Annotated in this window: 12 protein-coding genes; 9 read left to right on the top strand and 3 right to left on the bottom strand. The window is 65.3% G+C overall.

Annotated elements, in window-relative coordinates; all coding sequences use genetic code 11:
• The first annotated feature begins 56 nt into the window (after positions 1–56).
• On the top strand, positions 57–668 hold the full coding sequence (gene coaE / locus GEMMAAP_RS04740) for a dephospho-CoA kinase (RefSeq protein ID WP_026850036.1): 612 nt from the start codon (positions 57–59) through the stop codon (positions 666–668).
• Positions 669–751: 83 nt separating this feature from the next.
• Positions 752–1,138: a glycine cleavage system protein GcvH gene (gene gcvH / locus GEMMAAP_RS04735; RefSeq protein WP_026850037.1), complete on the top strand. Its 387-nt coding sequence runs from the start codon at positions 752–754 to the stop codon at positions 1,136–1,138.
• A gap of 281 nt (positions 1,139–1,419) precedes the next feature.
• On the opposite strand, the gene gcvP is transcribed toward gcvH, so the two are convergent.
• Positions 1,420–4,326 carry an aminomethyl-transferring glycine dehydrogenase gene (gene gcvP, locus GEMMAAP_RS04730; RefSeq protein WP_026850038.1) on the bottom strand — a complete coding sequence of 969 codons (2,907 nt, stop codon included), beginning with the start codon at positions 4,324–4,326 and terminating at the stop codon, positions 1,420–1,422.
• Positions 4,327–4,595: 269 nt separating this feature from the next.
• Here gcvP and GEMMAAP_RS04725 point away from each other — a divergent pair, with 269 nt between their 5' ends.
• Genes GEMMAAP_RS04725 through GEMMAAP_RS04695 form a run of 7 tightly spaced genes read left to right on the top strand, consistent with a single transcriptional unit; the run spans position 4,596 to position 12,595 of the window.
• A complete protein-coding gene (locus GEMMAAP_RS04725) occupies positions 4,596–5,396 on the top strand; it encodes a lipoate--protein ligase family protein (protein WP_053334255.1) in 801 nt (266 codons plus the stop codon).
• Between the two features lie 55 nt (positions 5,397–5,451).
• Positions 5,452–7,167, top strand: a complete 1,716-nt coding sequence (locus GEMMAAP_RS04720; RefSeq protein WP_158514734.1) for a peptide ABC transporter substrate-binding protein — start codon at positions 5,452–5,454, stop codon at positions 7,165–7,167.
• A gap of 41 nt (positions 7,168–7,208) precedes the next feature.
• Positions 7,209–8,174 carry an ABC transporter permease gene (locus GEMMAAP_RS04715; RefSeq protein ID WP_145979005.1) on the top strand — a complete coding sequence of 322 codons (966 nt, stop codon included), beginning with the start codon at positions 7,209–7,211 and terminating at the stop codon, positions 8,172–8,174.
• Entirely contained in the window at positions 8,171–9,049 is an 879-nt protein-coding gene (locus tag GEMMAAP_RS20900; RefSeq protein WP_053334256.1) for an ABC transporter permease, read from the top strand. Before GEMMAAP_RS04715 ends, GEMMAAP_RS20900 begins: the two co-directional genes overlap by 4 nt.
• Positions 9,046–10,068 carry an ABC transporter ATP-binding protein gene (locus tag GEMMAAP_RS04705; protein WP_043581062.1) on the top strand — a complete coding sequence of 341 codons (1,023 nt, stop codon included), beginning with the start codon at positions 9,046–9,048 and terminating at the stop codon, positions 10,066–10,068. The genes GEMMAAP_RS20900 and GEMMAAP_RS04705 overlap by 4 nt, the downstream gene beginning before the upstream one ends.
• The gene (locus GEMMAAP_RS04700) at positions 10,065–11,069 is read left to right on the top strand and encodes an ABC transporter ATP-binding protein (RefSeq protein ID WP_043581064.1); all 1,005 of its coding nucleotides are present in this window, start codon (positions 10,065–10,067) and stop codon (positions 11,067–11,069) included. The genes GEMMAAP_RS04705 and GEMMAAP_RS04700 overlap by 4 nt, the downstream gene beginning before the upstream one ends.
• The gene (locus GEMMAAP_RS04695; RefSeq protein WP_026850041.1) at positions 11,066–12,595 is read left to right on the top strand and encodes a peptide MFS transporter; all 1,530 of its coding nucleotides are present in this window, start codon (positions 11,066–11,068) and stop codon (positions 12,593–12,595) included. The genes GEMMAAP_RS04700 and GEMMAAP_RS04695 overlap by 4 nt, the downstream gene beginning before the upstream one ends.
• A gap of 8 nt (positions 12,596–12,603) precedes the next feature.
• Here the strand turns inward: GEMMAAP_RS04695 and GEMMAAP_RS04690 are convergent, their stop codons facing one another.
• The gene (locus GEMMAAP_RS04690; RefSeq protein ID WP_026850042.1) at positions 12,604–14,412 is read right to left on the bottom strand and encodes a BamA/TamA family outer membrane protein; all 1,809 of its coding nucleotides are present in this window, start codon (positions 14,410–14,412) and stop codon (positions 12,604–12,606) included.
• Positions 14,409–14,975, bottom strand: a complete 567-nt coding sequence (locus GEMMAAP_RS04685; protein ID WP_026850043.1) for a hypothetical protein — start codon at positions 14,973–14,975, stop codon at positions 14,409–14,411. The genes GEMMAAP_RS04690 and GEMMAAP_RS04685 overlap by 4 nt, the downstream gene beginning before the upstream one ends.
• Between the last annotated feature and the right edge of the window lie 80 nt (positions 14,976–15,055).

The following is a 15,055-nucleotide window of genomic DNA, read 5'->3' as shown; positions in this document are numbered from 1 at the left end:
GTTTGGCGCCCGCCAGTCGGAGCAGCGCCCGGGAGTGTCGCGGCATACTTTGGGGCATGGCCCACGCACTCCATCTCGCGCTGACGGGAAACATCGCCAGCGGGAAGTCCACGGTGGCGGCCCTGTTCGCCAGCCACGGCGCCACGATCATCGATGCCGACCTGCTCGCACGCGAGGCCGTGGCACCGGGATCTCCCGGGCTTGCCGCCGTGGTGGCGCATTTCGGCCCCGCGGTGCTCCAGCCCAATGGAACGCTGGACCGTGCCGCGCTGCGCGAGCAGGTGTTTGCCGACCCCGCCGCGCGCGACGCGCTGAATGCAATCGTGCATCCAGATGTGCGCCGCCGACGCGAGGTGGCGGTACAGGACGCGCTGGCCCGTGGCGATCAGGTGATCATCTCGGACATTCCGCTCCTGTTCGAAGTGGGATTGGAGCAGCAGTTCGACGGGGTCATCCTGGTGGACGCCGCGCCGGCGGTACGACTGGGGCGTCTGGTGCGCGACCGGGGGCTCTCCGCCGAGGAGGCGCAGCGCATGATCGATGCCCAATGGCCGTCGGAGCGGAAGCGGGCGGGGGCGACCTGGATCATCGACAATGACGGCCCCCGGGAGGCCCTGGTGACCCAAGTGGCAGCGGTCTGGGACGCCATTGAGCGCGCGCGCCGCTGAATCGGGGCTCGCAGACTTCCGCTCCGGGCGCCACGAGGGGATACTTCGGCTGTTCGTGTTTCCCAATCCCATCTGGAGTCATCGTGTCGAACATCCCCGCCGATCTGCGCTATACCAAGGAACATGAGTACGTACAGTCCACGTCGGAGGGTGACGTGGTGGTTATCGGCATTACCGATTATGCGCAGGGCGAACTGGGCGATATCGTGTACGTTGAGTTGCCCAAAGTAGGCGCCACCTATGGGTCGCATGATGTGTTCGGCACGGTCGAAGCCGTGAAGGCCGTTTCCGAGCTGTTCATGCCGGTGGCAGGAGAGGTCGTAGAGGTGAACGGACGCCTGGACGGTGAACCGGCGCTCATTAACAACGACCCGTACGGCGACGGCTGGATGATCAAGGTGCGAGTCGCCCCCGGCGGCGACGCGGGGCTCATGAGCGCGGACGACTATCGCACGCAGCTGGGCGAGTAACCCGCGCGCGCCATGTAAAAGGGCCCCGGTGCTTCGTGCGCCGGGGCCCTTTCGTTTGCAGGTGCGGCGACCGCCCGCGCCGTTTGCCCCCGTGCGGACGCCAGCACCCGCACCTCTCATTGTCGTGGTTATCTGGCATTCTCACACTCGATATCCATCGCACCGTCTGGCCTCGCAGCGCTCTCGCCTCACCGTCTCGCCTCTCGCGCCGGACCTCTCCGTTAAGCAAGCGGCGCGCCCACCGGGGTGAGCGCGCCGCTTGAGACCAAAACGCCGAGGAGTTACGCCGAGGCCGGCGCGTACGACTCGATCGGCGGGCAGGCGCACACCAGGTTGCGGTCGCCGAAGGCGCTTTCGACGCGCCGCACGGTGGGCCAGAACTTCCGGTCACGCGTCCACGGCGTGGGATACGCGGCTTGCTGACGCGAGTACGGGTGCGTCCAGACGTCCGCCGTGCAATGCCCTGCCGTGTGCGGCGCGTTCTTGAGCACGTTGTCCTCTCGATCCGCTTCACCACGCTCGATGGCTGCGATCTCGTGGCGCATGCCGATCATGGCCTCGATGAACCGGTCAATCTCCTCCTTCGATTCGCTCTCCGTGGGCTCCACCATGAGCGTGCCGGCCACCGGGAACGACAGCGTGGGGGCGTGGAACCCGTAGTCCATGAGCCGCTTGGCCAGGTCTTCGGCTTCAATGCCCGCCACCGTTTTGAGCCCGCGCGTATCCAGAATGCACTCGTGCGCCACCAAACCGTTCTGGCCACGGTACAGCACCGGGTAATGCGCCTCGAGTTGCTTCGCGATGTAGTTGGCGTTGAGGATTGCCACCTTGGTCGCGTAGGCGAGCCCCTCGCCGCCCATCAGTTTGATGTACACGTACGAAATCGGCAGGATGCTCGCACTGCCCCACGGCGCGGCCGAAATGGGTCCGATGGCCGTGGACACCTCGTGCGACGCCACCACCGGGTGCGAGGGGAGGAACGGCACCAGCTGCGAGGCCACACCAATGGGCCCCATCCCCGGACCGCCGCCGCCGTGCGGAATGCAGAACGTCTTGTGCAGGTTGAGGTGGCAGACATCGGCACCCAGATCGCCCGGACGCGACACGCCAACCATCGCGTTCATGTTGGCCCCGTCCATGTACACCTGACCGCCGTGCTCATGGATGATGGCCGTGATTTCCTTGATGCGTGCCTCGAACACTCCGTGAGTGCTCGGGTACGTGACCATCAGGGCCCCGAGATTGGCCGAATGCTGCACAGCCTTATCACGCAGATCGTCAACATCGATGTTGCCATCGGTGTCCGTCTTCACGACCACGACGGAGAAGCCCGCCATGACCGCCGACGCCGGGTTGGTACCGTGCGCAGACTGCGGAATGAGGCACACCGTGCGGTGCGCATCGCCGCGCGCGTGATGATACGCCCGGATGACCAGCAACCCGGCGTACTCCCCCTGCGAGCCGGCATTCGGCTGCAGCGAGACACCGGCAAAGCCGGTCACTTCCGCCAGATCATGCTCGAGCTCGCGGAACATCTGCGCGTAACCGGCCGCCTGCTCACGCGGGGCGAACGGATGCAGCGCGCCAAACTCCGGCCACGTGACCGGAATCATTTCGGCGGTGGCGTTGAGTTTCATCGTGCACGACCCGAGAGGGATCATGCCATGCACCAGCGAGAAGTCCTTCGCCTGCAGCGAGTAGAGATAGCGCAGCATCTCCGTTTCGCTGTGGTAGCGGTGGAACGTGGGATGCGTGAGGAACGGGGTGACTCGGCGGAACCGCTCGTCGTAACGCGCATCGGCGTCGGTCGCCACGTCGGCGTATCCGAAATCCGCCGGAGCATCATTGTTGAACACCTGCCAGAGATCGGCGATGTCCTGCTCGGTCGTCGTTTCGTCCACCGCGACCGTGATGGTACCGGGTTCGAGCACCCGCAGATTGATGTCGTGACGCGCCGCAGCGGCCAGAATATCCTCCTGGCCATGCGCCCCCACTTCCACCCGCACGGTGTCGAAGTAGTGCTCGTGCGTAATCGCGAAGCCGAGGCGCTCCAGGCCGGCCGCCAGCGTCACGGCACGTGTATGCACACGATGGGCAATCTGCGTCAGTCCGTCGGGGCCGTGATAGACGGCGTACATACTCGCCATGACCGCCAGCAGGACCTGCGCCGTACACACGTTCGAGGTGGCCTTCTCGCGACGGATATGCTGCTCACGGGTCTGCAGCGCCATGCGCAGGGCCGGTGCCCCTTCCACGTCACGCGACAACCCAATGATGCGCCCCGGCAGCAACCGCTTGTATTCATCGCGCGTGGCGAAGAAGGCCGCGTGCGGCCCACCGTAGCCCATCGGCACCCCGAACCGCTGCGTATTCCCCACCACAATGTCCGCGCCCCATTCACCCGGCGGCGTGAGCACACACAGCGCCAGCAGGTCACTGGCCACGATCACCAGGGCATTGGCCGCATGCGCCTGCTCGGCCAGACCGCGATAGTCCACGACCGCGCCGTCCGTGCCAGGGTACTGCAGCAGCACGCCGAACACCGTCTCATCCATCACGAACGTGCGGGGGTCGGCCACCTTGATCGTGACGCCACGCGCCGACGCCCGCGCTTCCACCACGGCAATGGTCTGCGGATGGCAATCCGACGCCACGAGCATCACGTTCTTCGTGGCGCTGCCCCTGGACGCGAACGCCAGCGCCATAGCTTCAGCGGCGGCCGTCCCTTCATCGAGCAACGAGGCGTTGGCAATCTCGAGACCGGTGAGATCGATCACCATGGTCTGGTAATTGAGCAGTGCCTCCAGTCGCCCCTGCGCGATCTCGGCCTGGTACGGCGTATAGGCGGTATACCACGCCGGATTCTCCATCACATTGCGCAGGATGACATTGGGCGTATGCGTGCCGTAGTAACCCATGCCGATGAAACTGCGGCAGACGCGATTCTTCGCCGCCATCTCCCTGAGCGACGCCAGCACCTGGGCCTCGCTCTGCTGGGCTCCCGTGTTGAGCGTCCCCCGAAAACGGATCTGCTCCGGAACCACCGCGTCAATGAACGCGTCGAGCGAATCGTAGCCAAGCGTGGCGAGCATGACCTGCTGGTCGGCAGGGCTCGGTCCCACGTGGCGCGGAATGAATGAATCGACCGCGACAGGCGCGGGCGAGATGGTGCGCGGTACCATGACCATCCTCGAGTAATACGGGCAGCAAATGCAGGCAGCGGCGGCGGTAACACAACCCGCCGGCGACGGAGAGCAAACGGAGGGAAAACGAAGAACGAACAGCAGGCAAACAGATGGCCGGCGGTCCAGCCACAAATCAACGCGCGGACAACCACGAAGTGCCCGGATCGGACAACGCATGGAAGCGCCCAGCCCTGATAATTTAACGCCAATGCTCCACCGCCGAACCATCCGCCAACCGGCCCGCATGACAGGCCCTTTGCCCCAGATCCGCCATGTCTGAGTCCGGACTCGCCCCCGTGCTGCCCGCGCAGTGGCGCTGGTGGGAGGATGGCGCCCACGATGGGATCACTAACATGGCCACCGATCAGGCGCTGCTGGCCACCGTCCGTCCTGGAGCCGGCACCTGGCGGTGGTATGGCTGGAGCCGACCCACCGTGTCGTTTGGTCGCAACGAACGCACGGCCGGTCGGTTCCCCCCGGACGGACTGGCGGCGGCCGGACTCGACGCCGTCCGTCGACCCACCGGCGGCCGGGCCCTGCTCCACTGGCGCGAACTCACCTACAGCGTGGCGCTGCCGCTGCCGGCTGAGGTGCCGTGGCGCCGCGCCTACGATGCCATCAACAGCATGCTGCTCGGCGCCCTCACGGCCCTCGGCCTACCCGCCCGCTTGGCCGGAGCCGGCAAACCGGTCATGCCGGATGGCCCGGTCTGTTTTGACCTTCCTGCCGAAGGGGAAATCACGGTGGACGGCCGCAAGCTGGTGGGCAGTGCCGTCTGGAGGCAGGGCGATGCGTATCTCCAGCACGGCAGCCTGCTGCTGCACGATGATCAGGGGCGGCTGGCATCAATCCCCGGGGCCCCGAGCCCGGCCCCGCCAGCGGCCGCCACACTGGGCAGCGCCTTTCCACACCATGCCGACCACGAGCTGCGTCGCCTGGTCTATGCCGCCACGCATCACGCGCTGGCGGGCATCGGTACGGTTACACCGTTTGTTGCCGATCGTGCGTGGGACAGCGTACTCGCGTTACAGCACGGGCATTTTGCCAGTCCCGAATGGCTCTGGCGCCGGTAGGGTGCATTCCGCATCGTACGGTGTCGTGATTCCCCTCCACTCTCAAACGGCTGCAATGCTCCCAGCTCCCGCTTTCCGACCGCGCTCCTCGCCCACCAGGCAAATCGCGACCTTTTTGGGCACGCTCGCGCTGGCTGCGGCCGCAGCGTGCGGCGGTGACGACCAGTCGGATCAGGCAAGCGGAGAGAATGGCGGCACGCTGATTGTGGTGGTGCCGGCCGAACCCAGCACGCTGTTTCCGCCGCAAATCGTTGGCACGCAGGGAGGCGCTGTCGTCAGCGCCATCTTCGACAAGCTGGCCGACATCGGTCCGGCGCTGGAAACCAACGGCGACGCGGGATTTCAGCCACGACTCGCGACCTCGTGGACGTGGGCGACCGACTCCCTCTCCATTGCCTTTTCCATTGACTCGGCCGCCCGCTGGCACGACGGGAAGCCCGTGCGCGCGGCCGATGTGGCCTACACCTTCCGGGTGTACACCGATGACAGTGTCGGTGCCAGTATCCGGTCGTTACTGGGGAACATCGATTCCGTCACCGTACGCGACGAACGCACGGTGGACTATTGGTTCAAGCGCCGCATGCCGCAGCAGTTCTACGATGCGACGTACAACATGTACATCCTGCCGTCGCACCTGCTCGACACCATTCCCATGGCGCAGCTGGGCCGGGCGGCGTTTGCGCGCACCCCGGTGGGCAGCGGCCGCTTCCGCTTTGCCCGTTGGGAGTCTGGACAGCGGATTGAAGTGGTGGCGGATACCACCAACGCGCGTGGCAGGGCGAAGCTCGATCGGGTGATCTGGAGCATTACGCCGGATCTCGGAGCGGCCACGGTCAAGTTGTTTGCCGGCGATGCGGATTTTCTGGAGACGATCGGTCTCGAAAACGTAGCGCAGGTCGCGCAGTCTCCGTCGCTGCGCATGGTCCTGAATCCCGCACTGACCTACAACTTCGTAGCGTTCAACCAGCGCAACCCAACCGACAATACCCAACCTCACCCGGTCTTTGGCGATTCCCTCGTGCGGCGCGCCCTGGCCATGGCGGTGGATAGGAAGGCCCTCGTCCGCAATGTGCTCGACTCGCTTGGCCGGGTGGCTTTTGGACCGGCGCCCCGGGCCCTCATGCCGGACACGGCGGCATTTTCCCAATTGCCATACGACGTGGCGCGCGCCAGAGCGTTGCTCGATTCGGCCGGATGGCGTGACAGCAACAATGATGGCGTCCGGGAGAAGAACGGACGCGAACTCGCCTTCGACATTTTTGTCCCCATCAGCAGCGTGACCCGCCAGCGCTTTGCCGTGCTGTTGCAGGAGCAATATCGCGCCGTGGGGGTGAAGGCGTCGCCGGTGTTGCTGGAAATCAATGCGCTGCAGGAACGTATTCCGCAAAAACGGTTCGACAGCTATTTGGGAGGGATCGCCGCCAACCCCGGACTGGTGGGGATGCGACAGAGCTGGATGTCGAACGGCGAAAGCAACGAAGTGAAGTACAGCAGTCGCGCCTTCGACGCTTTTGCCGACAGTGCGCTTTCCTCATTCGACACGGCCCAGACCCGTCGCCTGTGGGCACGTGCGTTTCAACAGGCCGTGAACGATGTCCCGGCACTCTGGTTGTTTGAGCTGCAGGCACCGGTCGTACTGCACAAGCGCTTTGTGGTACCACCACTGCGTGCCGACGGCTGGTACAGCGATCTTGCCGAGTGGCGTGTCGATCCGACGCAACGCATTGATCGCGACCGCATCGGACTGGTGCCTGCCGGAGGCGGGCGCTGAACTCCCTGACCCGGCGCGTTGGCGCCCGGTTGCTGCAAGGCGTGGTCGCGACATTTGCCGCGGCCACCTTTGCGTTTTTCTGCCTGCAGTTGGCGCCGGGTGACCCGGCGACGGCATTGGGAGAAGGTGTTCCAGCGTCGGTTCGTGAAAGCCGACGGGCGGTGTACGGCTACGACGCGCCGGTCATCGTGCAGTACGTGCGCTGGATTTCCGCCGCCGCCCAGGGGGATCTCGGGTGGTCGGTGTCGCAGCAGCGCCCGGCGGTGGCCGTGGTGCTTGATGCGCTTCCCAACAGCCTCGTGCTGGTGCTGCCCGGCGTATTGCTCGCCGTGCTGGCAGGAACAGCGCTGGGGGCGTGGCAGGGCATTCATGCGCGTTCCATGGGTGACCGCCTCAGCAATGCCGCGGTGTTTTTGCTCTACGCGCTCCCCGAATTCTGGATCGCGTTGTTCCTCCTGCTGCTCTTCAGTGTGATCTGGCCGGTATTCCCCAGCGGCGGCATGGTAAGCGACCTGCACGTGTACATGCCGCCAACGGATCAGTGGCGGGATCGCCTGTGTCACCTGGTGCTGCCGTGTCTGGTGATCGCGCTGTTTGATACCGCGGCGTTGGCGCGCTACCAGCGGGAGAGTATGCGCGACACGCTGGAACAGCCGTTTGTGCGCACCGCCAGAGCGGCGGGGCTGCCGTGGGGGAGAGTGTACGTGCAGGCGTGGCGCGCGTCGCTGCTGCCGGTGCTCACCGTGCTGGGGATCTTGCTGCCGCTCAACATCATGGGCGTGGTGTTTGTGGAGCAGGTCTTTGCCTGGCCGGGCATGGGGCTCACCCTGTTCAATGCCATCAATGCGCGCGATTACGATGTGGTGGCGGCCTGTGTCATTGTGGGCGGCGCCGTGATTGCCTTTTCCGGGGCGGCGGTGGATGTGTTGCGCGAGGTGGCCGACCCGCGCCTCCGGATGGGCGAGCGATCGCGGTCGGTGGTGCCATCCTCAGCGCCGGCCGCATGAACGCACCCCGACACGAGCGCGCCGCGTGGAAGCCCGGTGCCCTGCTCATGATTATGCTGGGCGTCGTCGCTGTGGCAGCGCCGTGGCTGGCTCCGTATCCCCCCAACGACACGCTTGACCTCGTCGCCCTGAAGAGCCGTGCTCCTTCGGCCGCGCACTGGTTTGGTACCGATGCCTATTCCCGCGATGTGTTGAGTCGCGTGCTCTACGGCGCCCGAGTCTCCCTGGGGTTCGCGCTGACGTCGGTCATTCTCACCCTGACCATTGGCACCGCCTACGGCGCGGCCATGGCCTTTGCCCCTTCGCCGCTGTCGGCCACCCTGCGACGCCTTCTGGATGTGGCGTTCTCCGTGCCGCGCCTGCTGGTCCTGCTGGCGGTGGCCGGGGTAGCCGGCCCCCTCACCATCCCCGTGCTCATCCTCCTCATCAGTCTCACCGGCTGGTATGCGGTGGCCCGACTGGTGGCGGATGAGCTGACCGCGCTGTCCACGCGGGAGTTTTCGCTGGCCGCGCGCGCCACGGGCGTGCCGCTGCCGCGACTTTTCCAGCGTCACCTGCTCCCCCATTTGGGGCCGCTGCTGATGATCAGCGGCGCCTTCAGTGTCGCCAACACCATCGGCCTCGAAGCCGGGCTGAGTTTCCTTGGGCTCGGCATCCAACCGCCCACCGCCAGCTGGGGGAACATTCTGCGTGACGGCGCGGGGGGCATTCAGACCGAATGGTGGCTCACCGTCTTTCCCGGCCTGGCCACCGTCCTTCCTGTGCTCGCCTGCAATGCCGTGGGCGACGCCTTGCGCGACCGCTTCGCGCCGGTCCAGTTTGCCGAGTCCGCGCCGTCTGCTCCGGCGGCCGCTTCCCCTGCGCTTCGCCCGTGACATTACCCACCACTGACCAGCCCCTGCTCGACGTTCAATCGCTGCAGGTGGCATTCCCCGGGAAAACCGGTGATGTCCGTGCCGTGGACGGTATCACGTTCACGGTCGCGCAGGGGGAAACGGTATGCCTCGTGGGCGAGTCGGGGTGCGGCAAGTCGCTCACCGCGCTGTCGCTGCTTCGCCTGGTGCCGCCACCGGGGCGCATCACGGGCAGCAGTCAGATCCGATTCGACGGGCGCGATGTGCTCACGCTCGACGAGCCGTCGTTGCGCAGTATTCGTGGCCGCCAGATGGCCATGATTTTTCAGGAGCCCATGACGGCGCTCAATCCGGTGTTGACCGTGGGCGATCAGATCGCCGAGGTGGTGCGAGTTCACACCAAGTGCCGACGGGCCGACGCGTGGCAGCAGGCGGTGACCATGCTGGAACAGGTGGGCATTGCCGATGCGCCCGCGCGCGCGAAACAGTACCCACACGAATTGTCTGGTGGCATGCGGCAGCGCGTGATGATCGCCATGGCGCTGGTGCTGTCGCCGCGCCTGGTCATCGCCGACGAGCCCACAACGGCGCTCGATGTCACCATTCAGGCGCAGATCCTGGAACTGTTGCGCGACATGCGGGAACGCACCGGCATGGCGCTGTTGCTCATCACACATGATCTTGGCGTAGTCGCCGAGATGGCGTCCCGGGTGATCGTGATGTACGCCGGGCGCGTGGTGGAAGAGGCGCCCGTCGCCTCGTTGTTTTCCGCGCCGTCGCACCCGTACACCGAAGGCTTGCTGGCGGCCATGCCACGATTGGGCAGCACACGCGACCGCCTCACGACCATTCGTGGCTCGGTGCCCCCGTTGGGTGCCCTGCCAAGCGGCTGCGCATTCCGCGATCGCTGTCCGCACGCTTTTGCCCGCTGCGCCACCGAAGAGCCGGTGCTCTATCAGGTAGGGCCCGCGCACCGATCCCGCTGCCACCTCGTGCAGGAACCGGAGCACCGGGTGATGGCCATGGAGCAGCAGACATGACCGCGTCAGCTACGCCGCTGCTCTCCGTACGCGGGCTCACCAAGCACTTCCCCATTCGCAGCGGCATCCTGCAGCGCGTCACGGGGGCCGTGAAGGCGGTGGACCATGTGTCTTTCGACGTGGGGCGCGGTGAGACGCTCGCCCTGGTCGGCGAATCGGGGTGCGGCAAGACGACCACAGGGCGCACCCTGCTGCGGCTCATTGAGCCCACCAGCGGCACCGTGCACTTTGACGGCACCGATGTCATGGCCCTGAAGGGAGAGGCATTACGGCGCATGCGCCGGCACATGCAGATCGTCTTTCAGGATCCCTACGGGTCACTCAACCCGCGCATGACGGTGGGCACCGCCATCAAGGAAGGGCTCATCGTGCATGCTCTGGCAGAAGGTGCCGAAGCAGACCGTCGGGTAGCCCAGTTGCTTGATGAAGTGGGGCTGCGCGCCGAGTACGCCGCACGCTATCCCCATGAGTTCTCCGGCGGGCAGCGTCAGCGTATCGGCATTGCGCGGGCACTGGCCGTTGAGCCGTCGTTCATTGTCTGCGACGAACCGGTCTCGGCACTCGATGTCAGCGTGCAAGCGCAGGTGGTCAACCTGCTGCGCGACCTGCAGCGTGATCGCGGCCTCTCCTATCTGTTTATTGCGCACGATCTGGCCGTCGTCTCGCACATGGCCGATCGGGTAGCCGTGATGTATCTGGGCAGGATTGTCGAACTGGCGCCGCGGGCGCAGCTGTTTGCCATGCCGCGCATGCCCTACACCAAGGCGTTGCTGTCGGCTGTCCCGGTGCCGGAGCCCGGCGCCGTGCGCCAGCGTATTCTGCTCCCGGGCGACCCGCCGTCACCGGCCAACCCGCCCAGCGGCTGTGTGTTTCATCCGCGGTGTCCACATCCGCTCAAGGATGCCGCCTGCACCACCATCGTGCCGCCACTCGAAGAAAAGGCCCCAGGGCATTTCGTGGCGTGCATCAAGGAACTTCCCACCTCAGTCCCCACCCCGTGAGCACCGCCGTCACCAACGACCGCTCGTTCTTTGGCCATCCGAAGGGGCTTGGTCTGCTCTTCGCCACCGAAATGTGGGAACGCTTTTCGTATTATGGATTGCGCCCGCTGCTCGTACTGTTCATGGCCGCCGCCCTCAACGAAGGAGGCTTCGGGTTTGAACGCACCCAGGCCTCGGCCATTGTGGGCATCTATGCCGCGAGTGTGTACCTCGCCTCGTTGCCTGGCGGATGGATAGCCGACCGCTGGCTGGGATTGCGTCGGGCCATTCTGATTGGCGCGGTGCTGATTACCGGGGGACACCTCGCCATTGGCGTGTCGGGATTTGCCGGGCCGGGCATCGGCAAGTCGTTCTTCTTTCTGGGACTGGTGCTCATCGTCCTGGGCACGGGACTGCTCAAGCCGAACATCTCCGCCATTGTTGGTGATTTGTATCCGGAAGGCGGGGCGCGACGCGATGCCGGCTTCTCCATTTTTTACATGGGGATCAACACCGGCGCCTTTGTAGGACAGCTCGTCACCGGGTATCTCGGCGAGCGCGTCAGCTGGCACTGGGGCTTTGGCGCTGCAGGCATTGGCATGGCCTTTGGTCTGCTGAGCTTCTGGTTTTTTGCGAAGAAGCTGCTGGGCCCCATTGGAGAAGATATCGTGCGGAATCCGGACGCCACGGCGCAGGCAAAGCAGGAATCGATGGTGCGCACCAGCACCTTCGCCGGGCTTGGTGTGCTGGCGCTGGTATTTGCGCTCGCGTCGAGCGGCGTGGTCGACATCGATCCCCTGGCCATTGGCAGTGTCATGACCTTTGTTTTGGTCGGTATTGCCGTGGCGTTCTTCGCCTACATTTTCGCCTTCGGCGGCCTCACGAGCGACGAGAAGAAGCGCAGTGGCGTGATTTTCGTGTTGTTCGTCTTTGCGGCCATTTTCTGGGCGGCATTCGAACAGGCTCCCACGTCGTTGCAGCTGTTCGCCAACGACTTTACCGACCGGAACCTCTTCGGCTTCAGCATTCCCGCCACGTGGTTTCAGTCTGTCAATTCGCTGTTCATCATTCTCTTCTCGCCGATCTTCGCCGCGCTGTGGCTCGGACTTGCCAAGAAGAATCTGGAGCTCTCGAGCCCGGCCAAGTTTGCCTTGGGGCTCGCGCTCGCCGGCATCGGCTTCCAGCTCATGGTGTTTGCGGCCAACAAGGTAGTGGCCGGTGGTGGCAGCGTGCTCGTATCACCCTGGTGGCTGATCTTCAGCTATCTCTTCCAGACGTGGGGTGAGCTGTGTCTCAGCCCCGTCGGTCTGTCATCCATGACCAAGCTGGCACCGCGTCGGTATGTGGGACAGATGATGGGCATCTGGTTCCTGGCCGCGTCAGTCGGCAACCTCGTCGCCGGCCTCGTGGGCGGTCACGTGGATCCGTCCAAGCTGGAGCAGACACCGGCGGTATTCAGTGGCACCGCCATTGCGCTCTTCGTCAGCACAGCCATCCTGCTCGCCATGGTGATCCCCATTCGCAAGATGATGGCGAACGTGAAGTAGGTTGGTGCTCACGGCCACGTAAACAACGACGTTGGCGCGGTCCGCTCCCGACTCCGCTCCACGTCGCGCGTGTCGCGCCAGAAGGTGCGGCTGCGATCGAGTCCCGTGAGGCGTAGCTCCACGCGCTTGTTGGGGTCGTTGCTCACGGGGAACGCCAGATCGAGGCGCCACAGGCGTCGTGAGCGCGGCGGCACCGCGGCGAGTAGCGAAATGCCCACGGCGCCACGCCACGGCGTATCCAAACTGTAGGGCACGGAACGCTCCGACCATAACCGCCCTGCCTCAGCGAATCCGGCCAAACCCACGTCGGCGACATTCAATCGCGTGGGCACAACCAGTCGCTGTTCGGCCCGCACGACCAGACGGCGAGCTCCAGGTTCCTGTGATAACCGGTGCCCCATCAGTCCCCCCTCACGATCGGCCAGCGACAGCTGAAAGGGGGCCTGCATGCGACGACCGGTGGCCCATTCAGTTTGGATCACGGTGGTCTGCCGTACCGCCGGGCGGAAATACCACGCGGCCCGACCGCTGCCAATCACATTCTCCCACCGGTCGCGATCCTTGCTGTAGCGCGCCTCCGTAATGCCCTGCGCGCCGGCAAACCATTTCTCACCGCCCCAACCGATGTAGATGTTCGTGGACACAAAGCGGTCGTTGTCCACGGCGGGACCGATACGCAGGGAATGACCGGCCGAGATCCCCGCCTGTACCCCGACGCGAATATCCTGCGCACCGGTCAGCGCGTCGAACCCCTGCACGCGGACGAAGCGGATGGCGCGTATCCCCATCAGCAGATTGGCCCGCATCACATTCTGCCGGATATACGGCGCGGGCGGCGCGCCCAGCGTGTCCGGACGCACACCGTCACGCGTCAACAGCAGCGCGGCTGAATCCGTGCGTTCATCTTCGCGCGTCAGCGAAAGCCCCAGCAGTTTCAGTCGCCCCACCGACCCCACACGCGTCAGCGCGCCAACATTTCCGTAGGCGCGTCGGACGTTGACTGCGTTCTGCTCCACGTCGCCACGCAAGAGGCGCAGGGGCTCGCGCGTGCCTCCAACCGACGCGACCCACGCGAATCGCTGCAGGTCGGTATAGTACGGCTTCACGACCTCCAGATTCAGACGTTGGCCAAACGGATCGCGGCGTGCTTCCATGCGCAATTCATCGCGGCCACCGAAGAACTGGTAATCGGTGTACTTCACGCCCAGCACGTCGTTGTAGGCAAGGCCATCGCGCCACTCCACCGCCGCCTGCGTGGCAAAGCCGGCCAGGTTGTTGTCCCCCAATCGCAGTCCACGGAACTGCGGCGACGAACCACGCAGGATGGGCTCAAACAGCAGACTGAAATCATCCCGCGTTTCCACTTCCAGCCGGACGCCCCCTTCTTCGTCGTCATACGCCCGGATGCGCGCATCAACGAGATACGGCTGCGCACGGAGAATACGCTCTGACTCAGCGCGTTTGATCTGATTGCAGGGTTCGCCCACCTTGAGCAGCAGGAACTGCCGGACCACCTCGTCTCGGGTGTTCACGTGCATCGCACGCACTGTCCGGCGCACCCACTCCAGGTCCCGCGGCAACTTGTCCGTGAACGGAGGCTGCGTGATGACCACGATATCGCTGATCACCTGCCCCGAACAGCCGGTCACCGGCAAACGTCCCTGACTGGAGACCGGTGGTTGTCGTGGGGGCTCCACTCTGGTGTTTTGCTGCGCGCGTGCGGGGATGGCACTGCTCGCCAGGCACACGGCCACGCCAAACACGGCCAGCGGCGCCCGCAACCACGCGGAGCATCGCTGTGGACCGCCGGCGGTCATTTCCCGAACTGTCGCTTGAGATCGGCCAACCGCGCTTCGGCGTCGGCCTCGCGTTCGGCGCGGCTGCGACGCGGTGCGGGGGGAAGCTCCGCCCCGTCCACGGCGGCCAGTGGATCATCGGACAGCAGCGCCTCCACCTCGCGACGGGCGGCAGCGTCCGGCGACGACGCCTCAGGCGCAAAACCCGACATGATCCGCTTGAGGTCGGCGCTCATGGACTCGTACTCGCGTTCCGCCAGGTCGAGCTCCTGCTGCTGCACCATGCGCTTGGCCTCGAGTACCGCAACCCGTTCGGCGTGCTGCGCGGCAAACCGCTCCGCAATGGCCACCGTTTCCTGGTCGTCAATTTGCGCTGCGAGTCCCTGGCGACGGCGCACGGTCTCCAGCTCCGCCTGTTCTGTCCGGAGTCGCGCTTCCGTGGTCGTCAGGGCCGTCCGCAGGTCCTGGATGGCCAGCTTGGCATGGACCATGGCGTCCCGCATCCCGCCGCTCATCCGGCGACGTTCGTCGGGGTCGAGGCGGGAGGAGAGATGACGGAGGGAGTCGCGGAGCTCGTCGAACATGAAGGAAAGGTAGGGGTCTGTCGTGATGAACGCGATACGGCCCGCACGGCCGTTCCTCTTCGTATACCCCATTGGGGCCT

The sequence above is a fragment of the Gemmatimonas phototrophica genome (genome assembly GCF_000695095.2).
Classification (GTDB): Bacteria; Gemmatimonadota; Gemmatimonadetes; order Gemmatimonadales; family Gemmatimonadaceae; genus Gemmatimonas; species Gemmatimonas phototrophica.
Note: the sequence above shows the minus strand (reverse complement) of the source record. Positions and strands in the feature narration are given on the sequence as shown.